Origin of the sequence: Nostoc parmelioides FACHB-3921 (assembly GCF_014696625.1) — a bacterium.
Lineage (GTDB): Bacteria > Cyanobacteriota > Cyanobacteriia > Cyanobacteriales > Nostocaceae > Trichormus > Trichormus parmelioides.
Window position 1 is genome coordinate 47,743 of the sequence record NZ_JACJQL010000014.1, and the last position, 19,950, is coordinate 67,692.

General features: G+C 41.9%; 17 protein-coding genes. 4 read left to right on the plus strand and 13 right to left on the minus strand.

The annotated features are described in order from the left end of the window. The first annotated feature begins 439 nt into the window (after positions 1-439). Positions 440-1,714, plus strand: coding sequence for a hypothetical protein (locus tag H6G14_RS12040; protein ID WP_190567636.1), 1,275 nt, complete (start codon positions 440-442; stop codon positions 1,712-1,714). A gap of 226 nt (positions 1,715-1,940) precedes the next feature. On the opposite strand, the gene minE is transcribed toward H6G14_RS12040, so the two are convergent. The 8 genes from minE to H6G14_RS12080 form a co-directional block, all read right to left on the minus strand. Next, positions 1,941-2,234: a cell division topological specificity factor MinE gene (minE, locus tag H6G14_RS12045; RefSeq protein WP_190567637.1), complete on the minus strand. Its 294-nt coding sequence runs from the start codon at positions 2,232-2,234 to the stop codon at positions 1,941-1,943. A 32-nt stretch (positions 2,235-2,266) separates the two neighbouring features. Next, positions 2,267-3,073, minus strand: a complete 807-nt coding sequence (gene minD / locus H6G14_RS12050; protein ID WP_010997606.1) for a septum site-determining protein MinD — start codon at positions 3,071-3,073, stop codon at positions 2,267-2,269. A gap of 45 nt (positions 3,074-3,118) precedes the next feature. After that, the gene (gene minC / locus H6G14_RS12055) at positions 3,119-4,219 is read right to left on the minus strand and encodes a septum site-determining protein MinC (RefSeq protein WP_190567638.1); all 1,101 of its coding nucleotides are present in this window, start codon (positions 4,217-4,219) and stop codon (positions 3,119-3,121) included. Positions 4,220-4,299: 80 nt separating this feature from the next. Beyond that, positions 4,300-5,625, minus strand: a complete 1,326-nt coding sequence (locus H6G14_RS12060; RefSeq protein WP_190567639.1) for a four-carbon acid sugar kinase family protein — start codon at positions 5,623-5,625, stop codon at positions 4,300-4,302. Between the two features lie 131 nt (positions 5,626-5,756). Next, positions 5,757-6,422 carry a hypothetical protein gene (locus tag H6G14_RS12065; protein WP_190567640.1) on the minus strand — a complete coding sequence of 222 codons (666 nt, stop codon included), beginning with the start codon at positions 6,420-6,422 and terminating at the stop codon, positions 5,757-5,759. A 140-nt stretch (positions 6,423-6,562) separates the two neighbouring features. Next, positions 6,563-8,116 (minus strand): uroporphyrinogen-III C-methyltransferase, encoded by a 1,554-nt coding sequence (gene cobA / locus H6G14_RS12070; protein ID WP_190567641.1) that lies wholly within the window; start codon positions 8,114-8,116, stop codon positions 6,563-6,565. A gap of 53 nt (positions 8,117-8,169) precedes the next feature. Then, positions 8,170-8,637 (minus strand): tetratricopeptide repeat protein, encoded by a 468-nt coding sequence (locus tag H6G14_RS12075; RefSeq protein ID WP_190567642.1) that lies wholly within the window; start codon positions 8,635-8,637, stop codon positions 8,170-8,172. 4 nt (positions 8,638-8,641) lie between these two features. Next, entirely contained in the window at positions 8,642-9,598 is a 957-nt protein-coding gene (locus H6G14_RS12080) for a homogentisate phytyltransferase (RefSeq protein ID WP_190567643.1), read from the minus strand. A gap of 431 nt (positions 9,599-10,029) precedes the next feature. Between H6G14_RS12080 and H6G14_RS12085 the strand changes: the two genes are divergently transcribed. Together H6G14_RS12085 and H6G14_RS12090 are read left to right on the plus strand one after the other, a co-directional pair. Next, positions 10,030-10,617, plus strand: coding sequence for a helix-turn-helix transcriptional regulator (locus H6G14_RS12085; RefSeq protein ID WP_190567644.1), 588 nt, complete (start codon positions 10,030-10,032; stop codon positions 10,615-10,617). A 140-nt stretch (positions 10,618-10,757) separates the two neighbouring features. Beyond that, positions 10,758-11,141: a nuclear transport factor 2 family protein gene (locus tag H6G14_RS12090; protein WP_190567645.1), complete on the plus strand. Its 384-nt coding sequence runs from the start codon at positions 10,758-10,760 to the stop codon at positions 11,139-11,141. 141 nt (positions 11,142-11,282) lie between these two features. Here H6G14_RS12090 and H6G14_RS12095 read toward each other — a convergent pair whose 3' ends face one another. From H6G14_RS12095 to bchB, 5 genes are all read right to left on the minus strand, one after another. Beyond that, positions 11,283-11,756 carry a DUF4168 domain-containing protein gene (locus H6G14_RS12095; RefSeq protein WP_190567646.1) on the minus strand — a complete coding sequence of 158 codons (474 nt, stop codon included), beginning with the start codon at positions 11,754-11,756 and terminating at the stop codon, positions 11,283-11,285. Between the two features lie 99 nt (positions 11,757-11,855). Beyond that, positions 11,856-12,845: a DNA polymerase III subunit delta gene (gene holA, locus H6G14_RS12100; protein ID WP_190567647.1), complete on the minus strand. Its 990-nt coding sequence runs from the start codon at positions 12,843-12,845 to the stop codon at positions 11,856-11,858. Between the two features lie 69 nt (positions 12,846-12,914). Then, a complete protein-coding gene (gene pabB / locus H6G14_RS12105) occupies positions 12,915-15,059 on the minus strand; it encodes an aminodeoxychorismate synthase component I (RefSeq protein ID WP_190567648.1) in 2,145 nt (714 codons plus the stop codon). A 169-nt stretch (positions 15,060-15,228) separates the two neighbouring features. Next, positions 15,229-17,826, minus strand: coding sequence for a PAS domain-containing hybrid sensor histidine kinase/response regulator (locus tag H6G14_RS12110; protein ID WP_190567649.1), 2,598 nt, complete (start codon positions 17,824-17,826; stop codon positions 15,229-15,231). A gap of 366 nt (positions 17,827-18,192) precedes the next feature. Continuing rightward, complete coding sequence (gene bchB / locus H6G14_RS12115) at positions 18,193-19,719, minus strand: ferredoxin:protochlorophyllide reductase (ATP-dependent) subunit B (RefSeq protein ID WP_190567650.1); 1,527 nt, start codon at positions 19,717-19,719, stop codon at positions 18,193-18,195. Positions 19,720-19,788: 69 nt separating this feature from the next. On the opposite strand from bchB, the gene H6G14_RS12120 reads away from it, so the two are divergent. After that, a complete protein-coding gene (locus H6G14_RS12120; protein WP_190567651.1) occupies positions 19,789-19,935 on the plus strand; it encodes a hypothetical protein in 147 nt (48 codons plus the stop codon). Positions 19,936-19,950 lie beyond the last annotated feature (15 nt).

The window sequence follows — 19,950 nt, forward strand, 5'->3', positions numbered from 1 at the left end:
CACTTAAACCATTATCAGGGTCTGTACTGTTGTAGCGGAATATCAACAGAGCAATTTTTTATGCCTCGCTGTTAATCACGCTAACCGGACAGTCCAGCTATCGTTTATATTTTGAGCTATCAGAAATCTGTGGCTCAGATTATCCCTTCAATGCTCTTCGTTTTTGAAGAGTACAAAGTCCCTATTTTAAGTCCTAAATCGGCAGTAAATCTGCTGATGCTTTTTGTTGGCAATTTTCAGTAATAACCGATACTTTAGAATTACAAGGTGTAAAGAATGAAACTGTACTTTTGTAAAAATCTGCAAATTTAAAAAAATAATTTCATTTAATCTAGTTAAATCCTTGAGTTTGTTGTTATACCTGTAATCAACAGCCTGCTTCCTCAGTCAAATAAACTTGCGCCTCATACAGCAACCGCCCCTCTGGAGAGTCCCACCCATGCTTAAACCCCTCTTGCTGTCAGGATGGTTCCGCGTGCAACCATTTCTTAATTATGTTGTTGTTATCATGTTGATTGCTCCCTTGGTGGTAGCATCAGGTCATTCTAGTTCAGCAAAGCCATCAAAGGCGATCGCTAAAACCACTACGGAAGCAGAAACACCTGACGCTGTACCACAGGAAGCGGCTGTTATTAGTGAACAAAATTTGGCGGAAGTCTTAACAGCAAGTCAAATCAACTCCAGAATTGGAGAAGTTGCAGGTTTTCCACAGGAGATAGTGGTTGACCAAAAATCACAAATATTACCAGCCGATAACCTAGAATCTTTAGTAGCGAAAAAATACTCCCATACAAACAAACTCTTAGCAGCAGTTGAACTTGCACCCACGACAGAGTTACCTGTGAGTGAAAAATCAGCTGTTCAATCCCTGAAACAAAAAGATCAAGCGATTTTGAATGCAGTGTCTGAAGCTCATTCATTAGTAGCGAGTCAAGTTGCATCCAGTCTGAAACCATCAACACCAGCCTCCACTCCAGACATATCAATAGATGAACCCCAAGAGGGAGCAGAGGCGCAAGCAGATCCCATTGGTAGTCCTCATCCAATTCCTTGGCAATGGATTTTGTCAACTCAAGAAGCCATAGGTTCTAGAGGTGGTTCGGGAGTGCGTTACTACCGCAGTGTGCCTGTAGTTTCTCCTGATGGTAAGTATGCTGTTTACAGCCGGGTACAAATTGAAGTTAAACCCGAAATGCACAACACTAAAGTGAATAGTGTTTTGTTTGTCGAAGATAGACAAACAAAGAAATTACGGGTGATGGCTGCTACTACTGTTACCAATGATCCTTTATTAGACACACAGCAAGTATCAGCAGAACCAGCTGACAGCGATGGCAAAATAGGGGTTTTAGTACCTGTGAGTTGGTCAGAAAAAAGCGATCGCTTTTTAGCACGCAAGTTTGAAGGTATATTCAACACTGGGGATTCGACAGATCAAGCCGTCATTTGGGATCGCCAAAAGAATCAAACTAATACAGTTGCTCCTGCTCAAGAAGTAGATGACCATGAAAAAATTGCTGTGTTACTAGGTTGGAGTAAAAACGACCCAGATCATGTAATCTTCCGTGCTGGCGAAATGGGTGAGGAAGAATGGCCTTTAGTAAAAGTTGCTATTGATGGTAAAACAGCCGCCACAACGGATGCAGACCAACCAATTACTTATGGTGATAAGCTGACACAAGTCTGGGCGGGGCCACAAGTGGCTTCTCGCTAGTGGGCAGCAAATATAACGAATTCCCGTTGTCACTACTGTTGATGACGGGAATTTTTTTGCCAAGGGGTAGGCTAATAATCCTATGATGCCAAATGTAGTTTAGGTATATATTGTGGTTTTCGGGGAATCACCCAAAACCATTGTTGAGTATAAATTATTGAGCAGCATAATCTAACGATATATTGTCAATTGACAAACTCGTTAATAAATCATAGAAACAGTACATCTACTGTGATGTTTCGTCGAACACGGGTAGCTCTGGTTTTACCCGACGAATAGGTAAATTAGCAATCAAGGCGGTTGTTCTTTGATTGCTTTCTAAGGCAAACTCTAGACCGTCTGATTCTACTTCTACATAGCGGCAGACGATATCTAAAATCTCTTTCCGCATTTTCTCTAGAGTTTCGGGATCTAAGCCGGCACGGTCATGAGCGATCACCAATTGTAGACGACGTTTGACGTGAGAACGACTGGTGTCAGGAGTACGTAAAAAAAGTTTGTCTAATAATTCGAGGATCATTGCCAATAAGTATGCAGAGATTGGAAAGTAGGTTACACAATCTTAGTCCATAACAACCTCCGCAAACGAGCGAAGATGCTATCGTGGGGTGCGTCAAGGTCGAGAAATTCAACTGTATCTCCTTCCAATCTGCGAGCAATATTTTCAACGGCTACGGCGGCTAGGGAAGGAGTATCTCCTAATACTAGAGGTTCGCCGCGATTGGTGGAGACAATAACACGCTCATCATCAGGAAGCACCCCAATTAAGGGTATTGCCAGAAGTTCCTGAACATCTTGAACAGACATCATATCATTTGCCCGAACCATCGCTGGTCTGATCCGGTTAATGATTAAGTGAACGCGCTTAACACCTTGGGCTTCGAGTAAGCCAACAACTCTATCAGCATCACGCACGGCGGAAATTTCTGGGGTGGTGACAATAAGGGCTTCTTTCGCTGGGGCGATCGCATTTTTAAAGCCGTTTTCAATACCAGCTGGGCTATCAATGATCACATACTGGTACTTTTGCGCCAGGGCGTTTACCAATAGTTTCATCTGTTCGGGCGTTACCGCATCTTTTGTCCGGTTTTGGGCTGCTGGTAAGAGGACGAGGTTAGGCTGGCGCTTATCTTTAACTAATGCTTGTTCTAAGCGACATTCTCTAGAAAGAACTTCCACTGCCGTATAGACAATGCGATTTTCTAGTCCTAGTAGCAAATCCAAATTCCTCAGACCAAAATCCGCATCCACTAGGGCGACTTGACGACCCATTTTGGCTAAGGCCATCCCCAAGTTTGCCGAAACTGTAGTTTTACCCACCCCTCCTTTACCGGAGGTAATTACAATAATGCGAGTCATGATAACTATGTGCTGGATTTATGGTTAGACAAATATCTTAAATATTTATGGTGTCTGATTGATCTTACTTATTTGGTTTCTGGAAAAATCAGTAGCTCTGACGATGCGTATTCCTTGAGAAGTAATATGTGCTACTTCAGGGAAAAATTGCGTCGGTGATTTTTCTGGCGCTCTAGCTACAGCATCAGCGATACGCAATTGGGTTGGTTCCATTTGCAAGGACATGATGAGACAATCACGATTACCCGCAGCCCCAGCATGAGCGATTCCCCGCAGACGACCCCACACCAGAATGTCGCCATCTGCCACTACGATACCACCTGGATTGATATCTCCCAATAAAATTACTGTGCCTGGGTGACGAATTTCCACACCAGAACGGATGGTCATTTCTAGATAGAGAGCGTCGGCTTGGGGTGTGGAAGTTGCTTTTGGTTCTGAACTGAGTACGGTTTCTGGTTGTAATTGTTCTACAGAATAACCGGATGTGACCGCAGCGATCGCCGTTTGTCGGCGACTGGTAGCCACAGATTTAAGTTGCAGTTGCACTTCATTGAAGGTTTCTGCAAGTTGTTGCAGTTGTCTACCATCTAATAGGCGATCGTACGCTACTAGGTGTACTGATGTGTTCCGGGTACGGAGGCGATCGCCTGCATTTAAACGGAACTTTAGTTGTTGCCAAATATCAGACCAAGTAAATTCGGTTGCAGGTACTTGTATTTCAGTAGGTAAAACTACTAGTAGTCGTCCCGCTTCTGTTTTTAATTGTACTTGGATATTATTTTTAACTTTATTATCCACCACTGACTCAGGAGAATTCAGACTCAACCAACCAGAGTTAGAGTTGACATCTGTCGCTTGAGAAGTCGGTTCTAAATCTAAGTCGAGGTCGGGTAAGTTTATCTCAGCAGGTGCAGAATTGACCTGCTCATCCACCATTGGCGCATCGGACTCGACATTAGTAACTTCAGCATTTAACTTTAAATACTGAAGAACAGAATTTAGTTCCGCATCAGGAATCACCGAGTTAGATTCTGCATCAGGAGACGGAGAATTTGACTTGGGATTGACAACGGTAGAATTAGACTCTGCATCCGAAAATGCAGAATTTGACCCTAAATTGGGGATGGCAGAATCAGAAGTCATGCGGTACCAGCCAAAAGACGAGGGACAGACCCGGTAATTACCAATATTAAACTAGTTGCTAATTACAACAACATCCTCACTTAAGTATTTTTAGTTAATCTTTGATAAATTTTTCCCAAGGCGTTAGTGTCACCAACATTCCCTGGAAACAAAACTACTGGTAAATCGGGAAATTGAGGGTGGTTAGACGATGTTAGCACCATCGAACATCCAGGTAAAATTTGACCAAGCAATCGGGCAGAAGTTAAAGCTAATCCAGTGCTTAATACATCATTGGAAGTAATTCCCCCCTTACTGATGAGAAATCCAATGTCAGGGGGCAAATTACGGACAATATCCATTAATAAACTTGATACTTTGATGCCAAAATCCAACCGGGTTTTAACATCCTTAAATGTGAGTTCTTGACGACTCGTATAAACTACTGGTGTTTTACCAGATTCGTGTACTTTCTCGACACTTGTTTTAATTTCAGATAACAGTATATTAGCTGCATCTATCTGATCATCAAGTAATCGTGACACATTGACTTCGATTCCCACTGTTCCCGCAACTTGTAACAGTGCTTCTAGTTGTTGTGTTGTTTTTTTGACATGAGAACCGACTATGACGGCTCCTGGTTTACCTTTTCGCACATACTCAGCCATATTTTCGGCAGCGATGGGTTGGGGGGGTAGGGCAGCCAAAGCGGTTAAAATACTGGCAGCACTGCGGAATAGAAAGCGTTTACCTTGACTAGCTGCGTCTAAGACATCTACTGCAAAACGGTTGAGATCAGCTTGAGTTTCCCCATCCACCACACCACACTGATTACCTGTAAGCTTGAGTAAGCGTTCTAAGCTTCCAGCACGAATATCGCTGAGTAAAAACCTTTCTACAGAATCAGCATTAATACTACCGTTGGTTTTTTCTTCTACATACTTAGGTAAGTAGCTGTGATGGTAGGCGAAAACTGAATCACGAGCAAATTCAGTTTCGTGAACTGGGGTAGGTACACCATCAATAATTAAGTAATGAATGCTGTCGCGGGTGATGCGTCCCCCTTCAAAAAAGGCGGGGACAAGAAAGTGAGCATCAAATGGGCCTAATTCTTGAGCGATCGCATCGGTTTCAATGGGATAATGGCCGCGTAACGTAGAATCAGAACGGCTGACAACTAGAAAGTCATTCACGCCTTCAGCAGCCAGCGCTACTTTCAAGTTTTGACAGACCTCTCTTGTCACAGATGCGGCTGATTCTGGTGGTAAAGCTCTGGTATTGGTGAGTATAAAAAAAATCGGTGCATCATCCCGCAAGCCTGTGCGTAAAGTCTCCACATCCCAACGCATCAGCAGCAAACAGCTATGGACTGTTTGAGAACCTGTAGGGTCATCATCCAAGACAATTATTTTTGGTTTGTTGCTCATAGAAATGAAGAGTGCTGGTGTTGAGTGCTGAGTTAAAAGACAGCCCACAAGGGGCTTGTACCAAGTACATCAGTAACAAGTAAGGCTTACTCACTCATTACTCACGATTAATGACTCAGCACTGATTTTGGTTAACGGGACGATTGTAGTTTTCTCAATTCTGCTTGTACATCAAGACCTATCTGCAATGATTGATTGATAATTTGACCATATTCGCTAGCCTGAGTATTTTCTTTAATGGCTTGAATATTGGTGACATTATTGACAAATAGCTCTTGTTGATTAGCAAGCAGTTTTTTATTATCCCGCAAAAGTCGCGCTGTTTTCAAAGCTTGGACTAAATCTTCTCGTAACAGTTGCAGGGTGGTGATAACTTGTTCTCTATCATCCAGGCTATTATCTAAATCTCCAGACACTGCCAACTGGTCATTTACATCCACCGCTACGATTAAGGCGTGATATTGGTCAACTGCATCTAGAAGCTTTATAAGTATTTTGGGGGTTTGGAGTCGTTGCCAGAGCAATCGCCCTAGTAACAGCACTACTGCAACTATAATGAATAAAATTATACCTAACGAAATTGCTGAACCAATTGTTGGCAGAATAATCAAGCCGTAAATTAGCCCAACAATGACTACAGATATGACAAATACTAAGGATATTTCATTCTGCCAAAATTTTGAGCGCTGTTGACGATTAGCGATCACACCAGGACGAGGGACTCTCTCTGGTGACACCCCAGTTAAGCGTCTCAGTTCTCCTTTACTAATTTCTAAACCCATTAAGTCCGGCTGCACAACTGGATACTCCTGTGGGGTGAGCGTTGTGCCATTATTTTAATGTGGTTTGGAGCGACAATTCGTAACTTTTTTAAACGCGGAGGGATGGGAGGTAGGCGCGGAGTAACGCGGAGGATATTAGGTCATTGGTGAGGATTTTAGGGTTTTAATGCCCAATTTATGATGGCTTGAGTTAATCCATCTAAAGTGTATTCTTCAGCTTCTATATCTACTCGACCTAATAGGGTATGACAAGTTTTTGAGGTTTGGGGGCCGATGGAAGCAATACATATTCCTGCTAAAGTGTTGGGGATATTGTGAGGAAATATGTTGTCTACAAGTTGATGGAAAAATTGCACAGTTTTAGAACTGGCGAAGGTGATTATATCTATTGTGTGATTTTTTAAGGCTAGTTCTGCTGCTGGGGGAATACTAGTAGGACAACATGATTGATAAGCCGCTACTTCAATGATTTCTGCACCTTTAGCTGATAGTTCTTTAACTAAAATTTCTCTTCCACCGCTTTCGACTCTGGGAAATAAAATTTTTTGATTTAGTAGTGATTCGGGGAAATGCTCTACTAAGGAATCAGCCACAAAGTTAGGGGGGATAAAATCTGCTTGGATTCCTCTTTGTTTCAGGCTTTGGGAGGTTTTTTCGCCAACAACGGCAATTTTTAACCCAGCTAAAGCACGAGTATCTTTACCTTGGTTATGTAGCCTTTCAAAAAAATAATCTACGCCGTTGGTGGAAGTGAGAATTAACCAGTCGAAGTGAGATAAATTAGCGATCGCCTGATCTAACTCTTCCCAACTAGAAGGGGGTGCTATTTCTAATGCTGGCATTTCTATGACTGTAGCGCCAAGTGTGGTTAGGCGATCGCTAAATTGACTCGATTGACCAGATGAACGGGTGACGAGGATGGTTTTTCCAGTGAGAGGTTGGTTGCTGGACATAGGTGTAGTTGAGTTCTCTGGAAATATTTTCTCAGGTTGTAGGTACTTGCGTAGCCCGACAACTTCACCGATGACGATAACTACTGGAGAGAGAGATAAACCAGCCGTTTGTTCGAGGATATCGCCCAGTTGACCAGTCCAAATTTGTTGACTGGGGGTTCCTGCCCAGCGAATAATAGCTATAGGTGTGAGATGCGATCGCTCTCTACGTAGAAGTTCATGTACAATATCTGCGAGGTTTTTTCCACCCATCAATATCACTAGGGTGTCTAACCTCGACAGCGCTTCCCAATCTAAAACCTCTGGTTCGTGGGCTGTCAACACTGCAAAGCAACGACTCATCACCGGGTCTGTAAGCGGGATTCCTGCTAATAAAGGCGCAGCTATGGCTGAGGAAATTCCTGGTACTACTTCAAATTCACAACCGGCTGCTTTCAAAGCCTCAATTTCAGAGGTACAGCGTCCAAAAATAAACGGGTCGCCTGATTTCAACCTGACGACTAATGCACCTTCTTGGCAGAACTTAACTAATAAATTATTGATTTCCGTTTGTGGTGTGCTGGGTTTACCACCACGTTTCCCTACATCTAGTTTGAGACAATCAGATGAGACGCACTGCAACAATTGCTCATCCACTAGGGCATCATAAACCAACACTTGAGCCGCACCCAGAAGATGATTAGCTTTCACCGTTAGGTAAGCTATATCTCCCGGCCCTGCACCTACAAGATAGACTTTACCCTTTTGTTGAGTCATAATTTTAGATTATTGCGTAGGCGAAACATCGTCGTAAACATCACTCATATTACTCAGCTTGTCTTAGTATTCATTTGCTCTAATAATTTAGCAACTCTTTTGGCTGTTTCTGGTTGACGCTGTTTTTGCAATAATTCTTGAGCCTTTTGCAGATTAGTTTTAGCCTCTGCTTGTTTTTCTTGCTGCATGAGAATGGTTGCTAGACGTAAGTAACCTTGAGGATTTTTTGGGCTGCGGCGAATTACTTCTTGAAATAATTCTGTTGCTTCTGCGACTTTACCTTGTTCCTTTAAAACATCTCCCAAAAATAAGCGGACTACATCATTAGTAGAGTTGATAGCTATAACTTTGCGGAAAGCTGCTTCTGCACCTGGATAATCTTTTTGTTGATAAAGATTAACTCCTTTTTGAAATGAATTGGAAGTAATTAAGGTTTTTCCAGCGAAATAAATTAGGAATGTGATACTAACAAGGACGGCAACAGTCGCTAAAATATCAGTTAATTGCAGATTGTTTAACATGGTTTCAAGCTAAAAGACAGGCAATGGGAAACATTAAATATTCTAAGAAAAATAGCTTCCAGATGAATTGATAGAATTGAGCGATCGCCGTTTTATCATGTATATCTACGGCTAAACTCTGCATCCACATCCAACAGAGTATAACTAGATGGGTTATGACCAGAAACACGGAGTTAATCGCACCTAGTCGCAACACACCGACTATCACCATACCCAAGTAACAAACCGTTAATACCCACAGCGCTAAATTAAATACAGCCTGCGGCCCTAGTTGGATGGTGAGAGTGGTAATATTGTAGAGGCGATCGCCTTCCATATCAGGGATATCTTTAAAGATGGCGATCGCAAAGGTAAATATTAAAATAAATACCGTTAATATCCATACAGGTAGAGGAATTGATTGTTTATTTTGTAGTAGCCAACTAAAGTGCAGATATAATCCTAAATTGACAATCGTTCCCCGTACTGAAAAAATGCACAAAGCCGCCCAAAAAGGAAACTGTTTTAAACGGATTGGTGGTAAAGAATAGGCTGTACCAATGGCTAAACTCACTGCCACCATACCAAATAAATAAGGGCCATTTAACCAAGCTGATACTATGGCGGTAATTCCCGTCAGAATTACAATTATCTGTCCTTGTTTGCGGCTAAATTCTCCTGACGCTAGAGGTAAATGAGGTTTATTAACTTTATCAATTTCAATATCTTCTAATTGATTTAACCCCACGATATAAACATTGCCACATAGACAAGCCAGCCATGCTCCTAAAACGGAGTTTATCTGCGTCAGGGCGAAACCTGTGGAACTGACGGCGATAGAAATTAAATATAAGCCCAAAACACTGAGACTCGTGCCAATAATTGTGTGTGGGCGGGAAAATTTCCAAAAAGCGTAAAGCCACTGAAAAGATGATTCCAATGGTTTAGGTCGCAACGGTCTGTTTTGGGAACTTTGGTTCATAAGTAGCTTGGATTAGGTAGATATTCCGGCTTACTGTTCATCTATTGTCACAGAATTTTGCCATTATCCAAACATTTACCAGCTATTTACAGACATACATCGTCGCTTCCCTATGACAATGGAGAATATAAGGAAAAATTTTACTTGGCTCCCACTACCCAATTTTGGCAGATATGTCCGAAATTGGGAATTGAACAGTTGTATTTTATTGATACTGTTAACAACATCGTCAAATTTAGCTAGAACTGCATAGACAAATAAAGGTTTATCGCAAGGTTAATCTATGGAAAAACCGAGTGAAAAGACCTTATTTGAGGATGCAGATTCTTCGTATCAACTTAACTACAATAACTTTACATTAATTCACGCTTTGGAATTTATTTTCACCAACTCTATCAACTCTTTTACTTTACGAAAATTAAGACAAATCTATGATGACTTTCACAAAGACATCGGAGCCAATAGAAGCTTCACCAAAAGAAACGAAAGCCAACTTTTTACAAGAAGTCATGGAAAGACTAGAAGATGGCATTCTTATTTTGACTAATGCCGGAGAAATAGTTCATGCTAATGCGTCAGCTTATGATTTATGTTGCCGAATAAGTCAAGGTAGTCTTGATTCTCAACTTATTCCGCCGATGATTTGGAAATTGTGCCAACTCTTGCTAAATACTCATAATTTATATCCTGAAAAAAATCTGATTTTATCTGATGAAATTATGCTCGACAAATCAAATACACTAAGGGTTCGCGTCAGATTAGTTCAGCTAGAACGGTTCATTACATCTTGTTTATTAGTAACCATTGAAAATCAGTATGAATCTTTAAAAAATGCAGCGATCGCCGAAATCAGGAAATACGATCTCACCCCTAGAGAAGCTGAAATCTGGAGACTTTATCGCTCTCATAATAGCTATAAAGAAATTGCTGCCCAGCTTTATATCACTATCAATACTGTCAAGAAGCACATGAAAAATATTCATGCTAAACGCCAGGCATTCGTAGCTGTTCACCAATGAATCAATGAAAATCTTAATTCATTAGTAAAATTATTTATCCAGTTTTTTACTCATGAATCAAGATTTTTGGAATCACTGTGGCCTTAGCCCAGTGAGAATGTTAAAGTTTCATTTTCTGGTCAAATCAAACAACAAACAGCATGGATACTACCCATAAAGCCCAGATCATTGCTAACGAGAAAAATCTCCTCTCAGCGATGAAAACCAATAATGTGGAACTTTTGGATAAACTGCTTCACGACGAGCTTCTGTTTAACGGGCCAAGTGGCGAAACGGCAACCAAAGCGATGGATCTGGAAAATTACCGTTCGGGAAACATCAACCTGCATACAGTTGAATCAAGTGAGCTAATACTAAGTGTAGTCGGAGACGACGTTGTTGTTGCCGTCACAGTAGAGATACAAGGAAACTATTTAGGGCAAGAAATTAATGGCAAATTCCGCTATCTTAGGGTTTGGAAGCTATTTGAAAACAACTGGAAAGTGATTGCAGGAAGCGTGGTTACGCTAAGTACCGACAACTGAACAATGCCATTGATCTGTTTCGCCTTTATTTGGGAAAAGTCTTCATCAAAAACAACTAGAATAAAATTTTTACTGTCGTCTTTATGCTAATTTAGAATATTCACGCCAAGATAATAGGGCGAACTGAAATCATGGTTTTAACTATTGAGAGTTAGTATTTTTCTGTAGGCGAATTAATGTATTGTAAACCTGCCTTTTTAAGTTGTTATTACTTTGGATTTCCCGCGTTATTCTATTAAATTGGTCTATAGTCAGACCATAATCGCTAACAATTTTTTGAGAATGATTACAGTAATTTACAGCAATATCTCTAGCCTTACCTGGTAGAGCATTCATACTATTTGGCTCATTACAAACAATCTTGGGAACATCTCTATCACCGACAATTCTTTTAATTTCTCCAAAGGCTTGTTGACGGGCTGGCTCCATTGCTAATACAGCTTGAGCATAACCAGTAATTTCCGTACTATTAAACGATTGATTTTGAGCATTAGCTTTTAAGCTCACAGTACTGATAAACAAACTAGTACTAGTGAAAATGCCAAAAAACAAAGTTTTGACAAGTAAGTTTTGCATACTAGTTCGTCGGTAAAAAGGTTGATTTATCATCTTCATCAGGTCTGACACAGAAAGACAGCAAGGATATATTAGTAACTTTGATTTATTTTGTGAGTGATAAGTTCCGGCAACTCATAGCATCTATGAAAATATTTTTTAGATGCGTTGGCATAGTTGACAAAGTTCTATGATTTTAATTTGAAGTATTGATATTTCAGCCCGGCCTTGTTTAACAGTAACCTCCAACTCTAGTAATAATGGTAGACAAGAAATTAATTGCCTGAGGGAAAGTGATTGGACTTCTTGCTGGAGAAAGTAGATACGTTTAGGGTTGCCGATTTCAGCAGCTTGGGCGATCGCCTGCGGATTGCGTTCTCCACTTTCTACCATCAGTTTTACCCATAACCAAGTGCGAAATTGACCGATTAAGGTGGCTATTATCCGCAATTCTGGTTCAGCAGCATTGATGAGATCAGCCAAAATAGTCAAGGCTTTAGCTGTGTCGCCCACTCTAATCGCTGCGGCTAGTTGCAAGCTATTGTGGGTTGTATTTCTGACTAACCGAGTAACAGTATTTTCTTCAATAGGCCGATTGCTATCCTCAGCGTATAGGCGTAATTTCTCCATCTCATTGTAAAGCAGGCGTGTATCATTACCTACAGCTTCTGCTAAAAGTTCGGCTGATTTTGGTGTAAGTTTTACTCCTACAGTTTGAGCAGCTTGATTCACAGCTTGGATCAGTAACTCCGTTTTCCACGGTGGAATGAGGGGAAATTCTCGAAATTCAGTGGCGGATTGCTTCAGTAATTTTGTGGATTTCAAGCGTTCATCTGGTTTATTACGGCAGGTAAGCAATAAAAAAGAATTTTCGGGAATTACGGATAAAGTGCGCGTCAGTTCCGCCAATACATTCTCAGGACAATTTTGTAAGAGGTTAGTATTCATCAGCCACACTAACCTTCCCCCAGCGCCAAAAACCGGTGTCATAACTTGGTTTAACCCCTGGATAGCTGCATCGCTGTCTTCTGGGGGAAAACTGGTGTAGTTAAAACTAGTCCACAGGGGATCAAGGACGCGATCGCGTAATGTTGTCACTGCTTTGGCGATCGCAAAGTCATCTTCGCCCCAGTAAACGTAAATTGGCATAGGGAAACCTCAAAGAAATTTAGCAGCAAGTCTGGAAATTTAAATCAGTGAAAACCCTTATATCTAGTCTCAACAGAAAACCTCTGTGGGCATTCCTAAAATACGGTAAAGACTGGGATGATATTCTCCGTGAACAGTTAAGAGCATCGCCTGAATTAAAGCATCAGCTTTGAGGATAGTTTCCTGAAATTCCATTTCCACATCGGAGAGGGCGACAATCCCACCCCCTATACCAATAGAAGTTTGATTTGGTGTCAGTACGGCGGTACGGATGACAATATTCAAGTCGGCTGTACCGTTTACACCCAAAAAACCGATCGCCCCTGAATAAACTCCCCGTGCCTCTTGCTCAAGTTGATCAATAATCTCCATCGTTCTCAGTTTAGGCGCACCCGTCATGGAGCCGCCGGGAAATGCCATACGAATGCAGTCGGTTGCATCCATGTCGGGAGATAATAAACCACGGATAGTGCTGACAAGTTGATGCACTGTCGCGTAACTTTCCACATCCATTAATTTGGGAACATGGATACTCCCGACTTGGCAAACTCGCCCCAAATCGTTGCGTAATAAATCAACAATCATCAAGTTTTCGGCTCGCTCTTTTTCGCTGCTACGCAAACTTTCCCGGAGTAAAAAATCTTCTTCGGGAGTCTCTCCCCGGCGTACAGTACCCTTGATCGGCTTGGTTTCTACCCAGCCTTGACGGTCAATTTGCAGAAATCGCTCCGGGGAAGAACAGGCGATCGCCATTTCACCAAAGCGCAGAAAAGCAGAGTAGGGAGCTGGATTAACTTGGCGTAATCGGCGATAAAATGCCAGTGGATCAGCAGTTGTGTCTGTGCATAATCGATTAGTCAGGCAGACTTGGTAAGTTTCCCCCTCACGAATTTCTTTGAGACATCTAGAAATATCATCTTTGTATGTCTGGTATGACCGACTTAAACGAAAAGTCACAGGGTGAGATGTTGTACTTGGCACAAGGGGAGGAAGAGGCGGAAGTGTCCGCAGACGTTTCTCGGTTAGCTCAAACCAGTCTTTGGCTGACGCTATTTGATCTACAGGGGCGAGGTAAACTAAGTACGTGGTTTGCTCTTGGTGGTCAAAAGCAATCAGGCGATCGCTTAAAAGCAAGATAGCATCGGGAAATGACGAGGGATGTTCTAACTCAGACCCGGATTCTGCCTTCAGTTCATAACCAAAGTAGCCCACAAAACCACAATTGAAATCAAAGGGTAGCTCATCAGATGGGCAACGGCGACGATTAATTTCTCGTTTGAGATAATCAAAAATATTCTCTTGAGTGCGTGTTACTTCACCCGATTGTGTAATCGTCAGTTCTTGAGATTGGGTGCAGTAAGAAACGAGTAAACTGTTTATCCCCCCGCTTCCTCCCATAAAAGAGAAACGGGATAATCCTGGTTCTACAAGGCTACTATCAAGCCAAAAAGCATGAGGATATTCACCAAAAAGATGGACGAACGCCTGTTCTGTATCGGGGTAATAATCTAGTTTTTGGCTACAAACAGTAAATTCTTGGGGTGGCGCTGGAGTAGGTGAATTAGTCGAAATAGAGAAAATTTTGCTTTCTAATTTGGGGCGAGGTCTACCATTTTGGCGGATGAATCCTTCAGTAATACCTTGGAAGTTTTCCAGAAGTTTATATCCATACTCGCTACAGATAGATTCTGGATGAAACTGCACCCCCCACAATGGTAAATGACGATGACGCAACCCCATCACCAACCCGTCTTCAGTCCATGCTACTTTTTCTAAACAACTGGGCAATTCTTCAGCAACCAGCAAAGAATGATAGCGGACAACAGAGAAAGGTGTAGGAATTTCTTGGAATAAATCACCACCACTGTGATAGACATGACTCAATCGACCATGTTGAGGTTCTGGTGCGTGAATTATCTTGCCACCATAATAATGACCAATTCCTTGATGACCAAGACAAACACCAAGTAAAGGAACATCTAAATAGTGTTGTAGTATCTGTTGACAAATACCGAAATCTTTAAGGTTTTCAGGACGACCGGGCCCAGGAGAAATGACTATATTATCAAAAACAAGTTGTTTTAATTCATACCAATCTAATTTGTCATTATGAATAACAAGGGGCAACTCCCCGTTGACTTCAGCAATCATCTGGTAGAGATTAAAAGTATAAGAGTCGTAATTGTCAATAATTAGTGTTTTGATATCGCCCATTTGAATAATACATAACCAGAAGTTGCACTCACGCAGGTATTTATCTACCCCATAAGTCCTACTATAATTGAGGCGACGAGCTACAGTAGAGCATAGGCGATCGCTAACGTCGTGCAGTTTTCCAGCTAAATCGGAATTATGACCTTGACTATTGACTATTGACTATTGACTATTGACTATTGACCAAATTACCGATCGCCTCAATTAACGCATCTGGATCTACGGGCTTAGATATATGTAGTTGGAATCCGGCAGCTAGGGCTTGCTGCTGATTAATTTCTCCAGCGTAGGCTGTGAGGGCGATCGCGGGGATATTGCCTCCTTCTTGAGGCGATCGTTGTCTGAGTTGACGCATCAGCATATAACCGTCTACATCTGGCATTCCAATATCACTAACTATAATATCTGGTAAAGATTGGGATAGGGCTTCTAGGGCTTCTTGTGCCGATGAGACAGCGATAACTTCTACATCATAATCTTCCAGAATAAAGGTAACTAAGTCGCGGATGTCTGGTTCATCATCTACAATCAAAACTCTCACGCCTGAAAGAGTGGCGGGTTGAAAGTTAGCTGATACAGGATTTTTATCCTCATGGTTCATTGCTTCATGTTTGGGTGAGAGTGGTAAATTAACCGTAAAAGTAGCCCCTAATCCTTCCCCTGGACTTGTGGCCTGAACTGTACCACCATGCAGTTCTACGACTTGACGCACAATTGCTAGTCCTAAACCTAAGCCACCAAATTTGCGTGTCGTCGTGCCATCAGCCTGACGGAAGTAATCGAACACATAAGGTAAAAACTCTGGTGTAATTCCTTTACCCGTGTCAATTACTTGAATTTGTGCTTGATCATTAACGGCTTTGAGATGGATTTCTACTGTACCACCAGGTGATGTAAATTTAACTGCGTTAGAGAGCAGATTCCAGACTACTTGTTGTAGACGATTGGCATCACCCATAACTTCACCCAATTCAGGGTCAAAGACATTTTGAATTTTAATTTCTTTTGCTTCTGCTGCTAGCCGCACAGTATCAATTGCTGCTCCAATGACAATTGGCAAACTTACAGGACAAACATTGAGGCTTAATTTTCCTTGAAGGATACGTGAGACATCTAATAAATCTTCAATTAACTGCGTTTGTAGTGTAGCGTTGCGTTCAATAGTTTCTAAAGCACGGTCTGTAGTTGCAGCATCAAACTGACGAGAACGCAGTAATTTTGACCAGCCTAAAATGGGGTTGAGGGGGGTACGTAGTTCGTGGGAGAGAACCGCCAAAAACTCATCTTTGATGCGGTTAGCGATTTCTGCATCTTTACGGGCTATTCTCTCAGCACATAATAGGCGATCGCGTTGTTGTTCTGCCAACTTGCGTTCGCTAATATCTAGGACAAAAGCCACACCTTGCTCATCAGAGTCATCCAGTAAAGCTATTCCCAGCACAATCGACACCCGTCTACCATTACGTTGAATGTATTGCTTTTCGTAAATGCGAGAAATACCGTTGGTTTTAACTTCAGCGATCGCGCGGGTGTCCAAATGTTCATAATCTGGAGGGGTGAGTTCTCGCCAACTGATTTTACCTAAGGTGTCAAATTCTTCGCGGGTGTAGCCAACTATTTGTAAATAAGCATCATTAGCATCGGTAATAAAACCATCCACATTCCAAAAAGCTACGCCAATCAAGTTAGACTCAAACAAACGGCGGAATCTGGCTTCACTATTGCGGATAGATTGTTCAGCGCGTTTGTGTTCGGTCATATCGCGCGAGACTGTAATCACACCTTCAATACGGTGGTCAACGTTGCGTAACGGTGTCAAAATATATTCATAATAATGCGTACCATCTTCCGCTACATATTCACATTCGTCTTTGATGGGTTCTCCAGCTTTCATGACCGCTAGAAATTGACCATTTATCTTGTCTATTAATTCTTGAGGTAAATTAATTTCTCGCACAGTTTTACCAATCATCTGTTGTGGATGAAGACCCAAAACAGCAGCACCACCATAACTGACATACTGATAGTGTCCGGTGCGATTTAGAATATAAATATGATCAACAGATGTAGCGAGGATGGCATTTAAGATATTTGCTTGTTCCTGAACTTGGGTTGCTAATTGTCGAGTATTTTCTTCTGAGCGTTTGCTTTCGGTAATATCCATGCAAACCCCAATCATTCGTACTGGCTGCTCTTGCTCGTTATAGAAAAATCTACCTTTAGCTGCAATCCAATGTATGCTTTGTTCCGGCCAAACAATACGAAATTCATCATAGTAATCGGTCTTGTTTTCTAAGCAAGCACTAACAACCCCCATGACTGATTCCCTATCTTCGGGATGAACACAAGACAAAAACGTCTCATAAGCACCATCAAAACTACCCGGAACTAAACCAAATAGCAGCTCATGATTTTCTGACCAGACCACTTTTTCAGTCAGGACATTCCAATCCCAAAAACCCAAATTGGCAGCATCTAAAGCCAGTTTCCATCTTTCTTCACTTTCCGTTAAAGCTGCGTCTACCTCTTGTCTTTGAGAAATTTCTTGCTGGAGTCGCTGCAAAGTAACAGGTTCTAGATGGCTGTCGATGTCAACATTGGCTGCGTGTAATGTTCTTAGTTTCGCTTGCAAATCTTCTATGTGCCGTTCAAGTTCTATTTGCTTAAGCTGATACTGTCTTTCTAGTTGTTCTAATTCAGCTATACGTTGTCGTAAAGCTGTTACTTCATCAGCAAGTTCATAGTTGACTTGATCCACTTTTGACATTTGGCAAACAACTCGCAATTAATATATATCTTGTAGTATGCACTCCATAAGTCTTATTGAGTATGAGTTTTTTCAACTAACAAAGCAATATCTCTCAAGATATAGAGAAAATTCACATACAAAATATAACTAATGATAAATATAGATTGTTTGCATCTAGCTATGGGTAGGGACAAGGAGGTGATCAATTCAAAATTCAAAATAGCCTACGGCATCTCTTATGAGAGGCTAACCGCCAACGCGTAGCGTCTCATAGAGAAGGCTAAGCCAACAAAATTCAAAATTAAGAAATAATGTCTCCCTGCGCCCTATCCGCTCTCAGTACACTTCGCTAATATGAGTATTCACTCATTACTCAGCACTTGTTTATGCTCCTACTGCTTCCTTGGCTGCGTATAACACCTCGGCTGAGATATCTTTGAAGCCGCGATCGCGTGCGAATTTTTCGGTATTGCGCTTGACTTTTCCGCGCACAAACCCAGGAATCTTGTTCAATTCTGCCAAGCCGTCTTTTGTCCAACTCAGGTCAGATTCAGCAGAAATACCTTTAGTAATTACTTCCTTGGTATCATGTCCACCAAATATTTCTAATAGGTGGTCTTCCATACCTAAAGTGAAGGAATTATAGATTAAATCTGTAATTTGATTGGTTCCTTCATAACCCAAGAATGGTTTGTAACCGATGGGGAAGTTTTGTACGTGAATGGGTGCAGCAATCACACCACAAGGAATATCTAAACGCTTACCAACATGGCGTTCCATTTGTGTACCGAAGATGGCGGAGGGTTCAACACGGGCGATCGCATCCCCAATTTCGCCATGATCTTCAGTAATCAGCACTTCATCGCAATACTCGCTTACCTGTTCGCGGAACCAATCAGCATCATACTTGCAGTAGGTTCCTGCCCAAACAACGTGAATCCCCATTTCTCGTGACAAAATCTTTGTCAAGGCGGCGGCGTGGGTGTTGTCGCCAAAGACTACGGCTTTTTTACCAGTCAGGTTTTGGCAGTCGATGGAACGGGAGAACCAAGCAGCTTGGGATACATACAAGGTTTGCTCGTTGATATAGTCTTCGTAATTAACATCAGCACCTTGAGCGTTAATCACTTCCTGAATCTTACGGATACAACGGGCAGTTTCTACTACACCCATTGGCACAATATCTATACAAGGTGTGCCAAATTCTGCTTCCAAGTAACTAGCTGTCATTAAACCCAATTCCCGGTAAGGAACAAGGTTAAACCAAGCTCTGGGTAAATTCTTCAATTCGTGGACAGAAGCGCCTTCAGGAATGACTGCGTTGACCTCAATTCCCAAATCAGCCATCAGCCTTTTGAGTTCGGTGCAGTCGTGGTTATTGTGGAAACCCAGGGTTGAAATGCCGATAATGTTAACTGAGGGCTTAGCGGTTTTACCTTCTGGGAGTTCGCCTTTTTTGCGGGCTTTCTCAATATAGTATTGAACAATTTGGTGGAGAGTGCGATCGCCTGCTTGCAGTTCGTTCACCCGATAGTGGTTCACATCCGCCAGCAACACGTCCCCTTTCGCCTCCAACTGGGCGCGTTCGACGAAGTTTTCTAGGTCTTCTTGGAGAATACTGGAAGTACAGGTGGGAGTTAAGACAATTAAATCTGGGTGTTCTTCTGCATCTTTGCGGGTAATATTATCTACCACCTTTTCTTGGGAACCACGGGCTAAAACATGACGGTCAACCACGCTGGTTGTTACTGGTGTGAAGTCCCGCTCCCGCGATAGCATTGAGCGCATAACGTTAAAGTAGTCATCACCCAGGGGCGCGTGCATAATAGCATGGACGTTTTTAAATGAAGTTGCGACTCGCAAAGTGCCAATGTGGGCGGGGCCTGCATACATCCAGTAAGCCAATTTCATTATGTTTTACTCCCTTGTAAACTTGAATAATGATCAAAACGGGACTATAAGTGCTTGATTAGTTAGTTGATGCTGATTTTCCCAAAACTTGTAGCCGCCATGAAGTGGGGTGTTTCGGGGTCTTTAGGTGTGGCGATTCGCTCAAAACTACTTCCTGATTATGATTCAGGTTGTACTGGAAACAACTCCAGGCTTGGCAAATTACATGAATCTTAAAGTTCAGCAAATTTT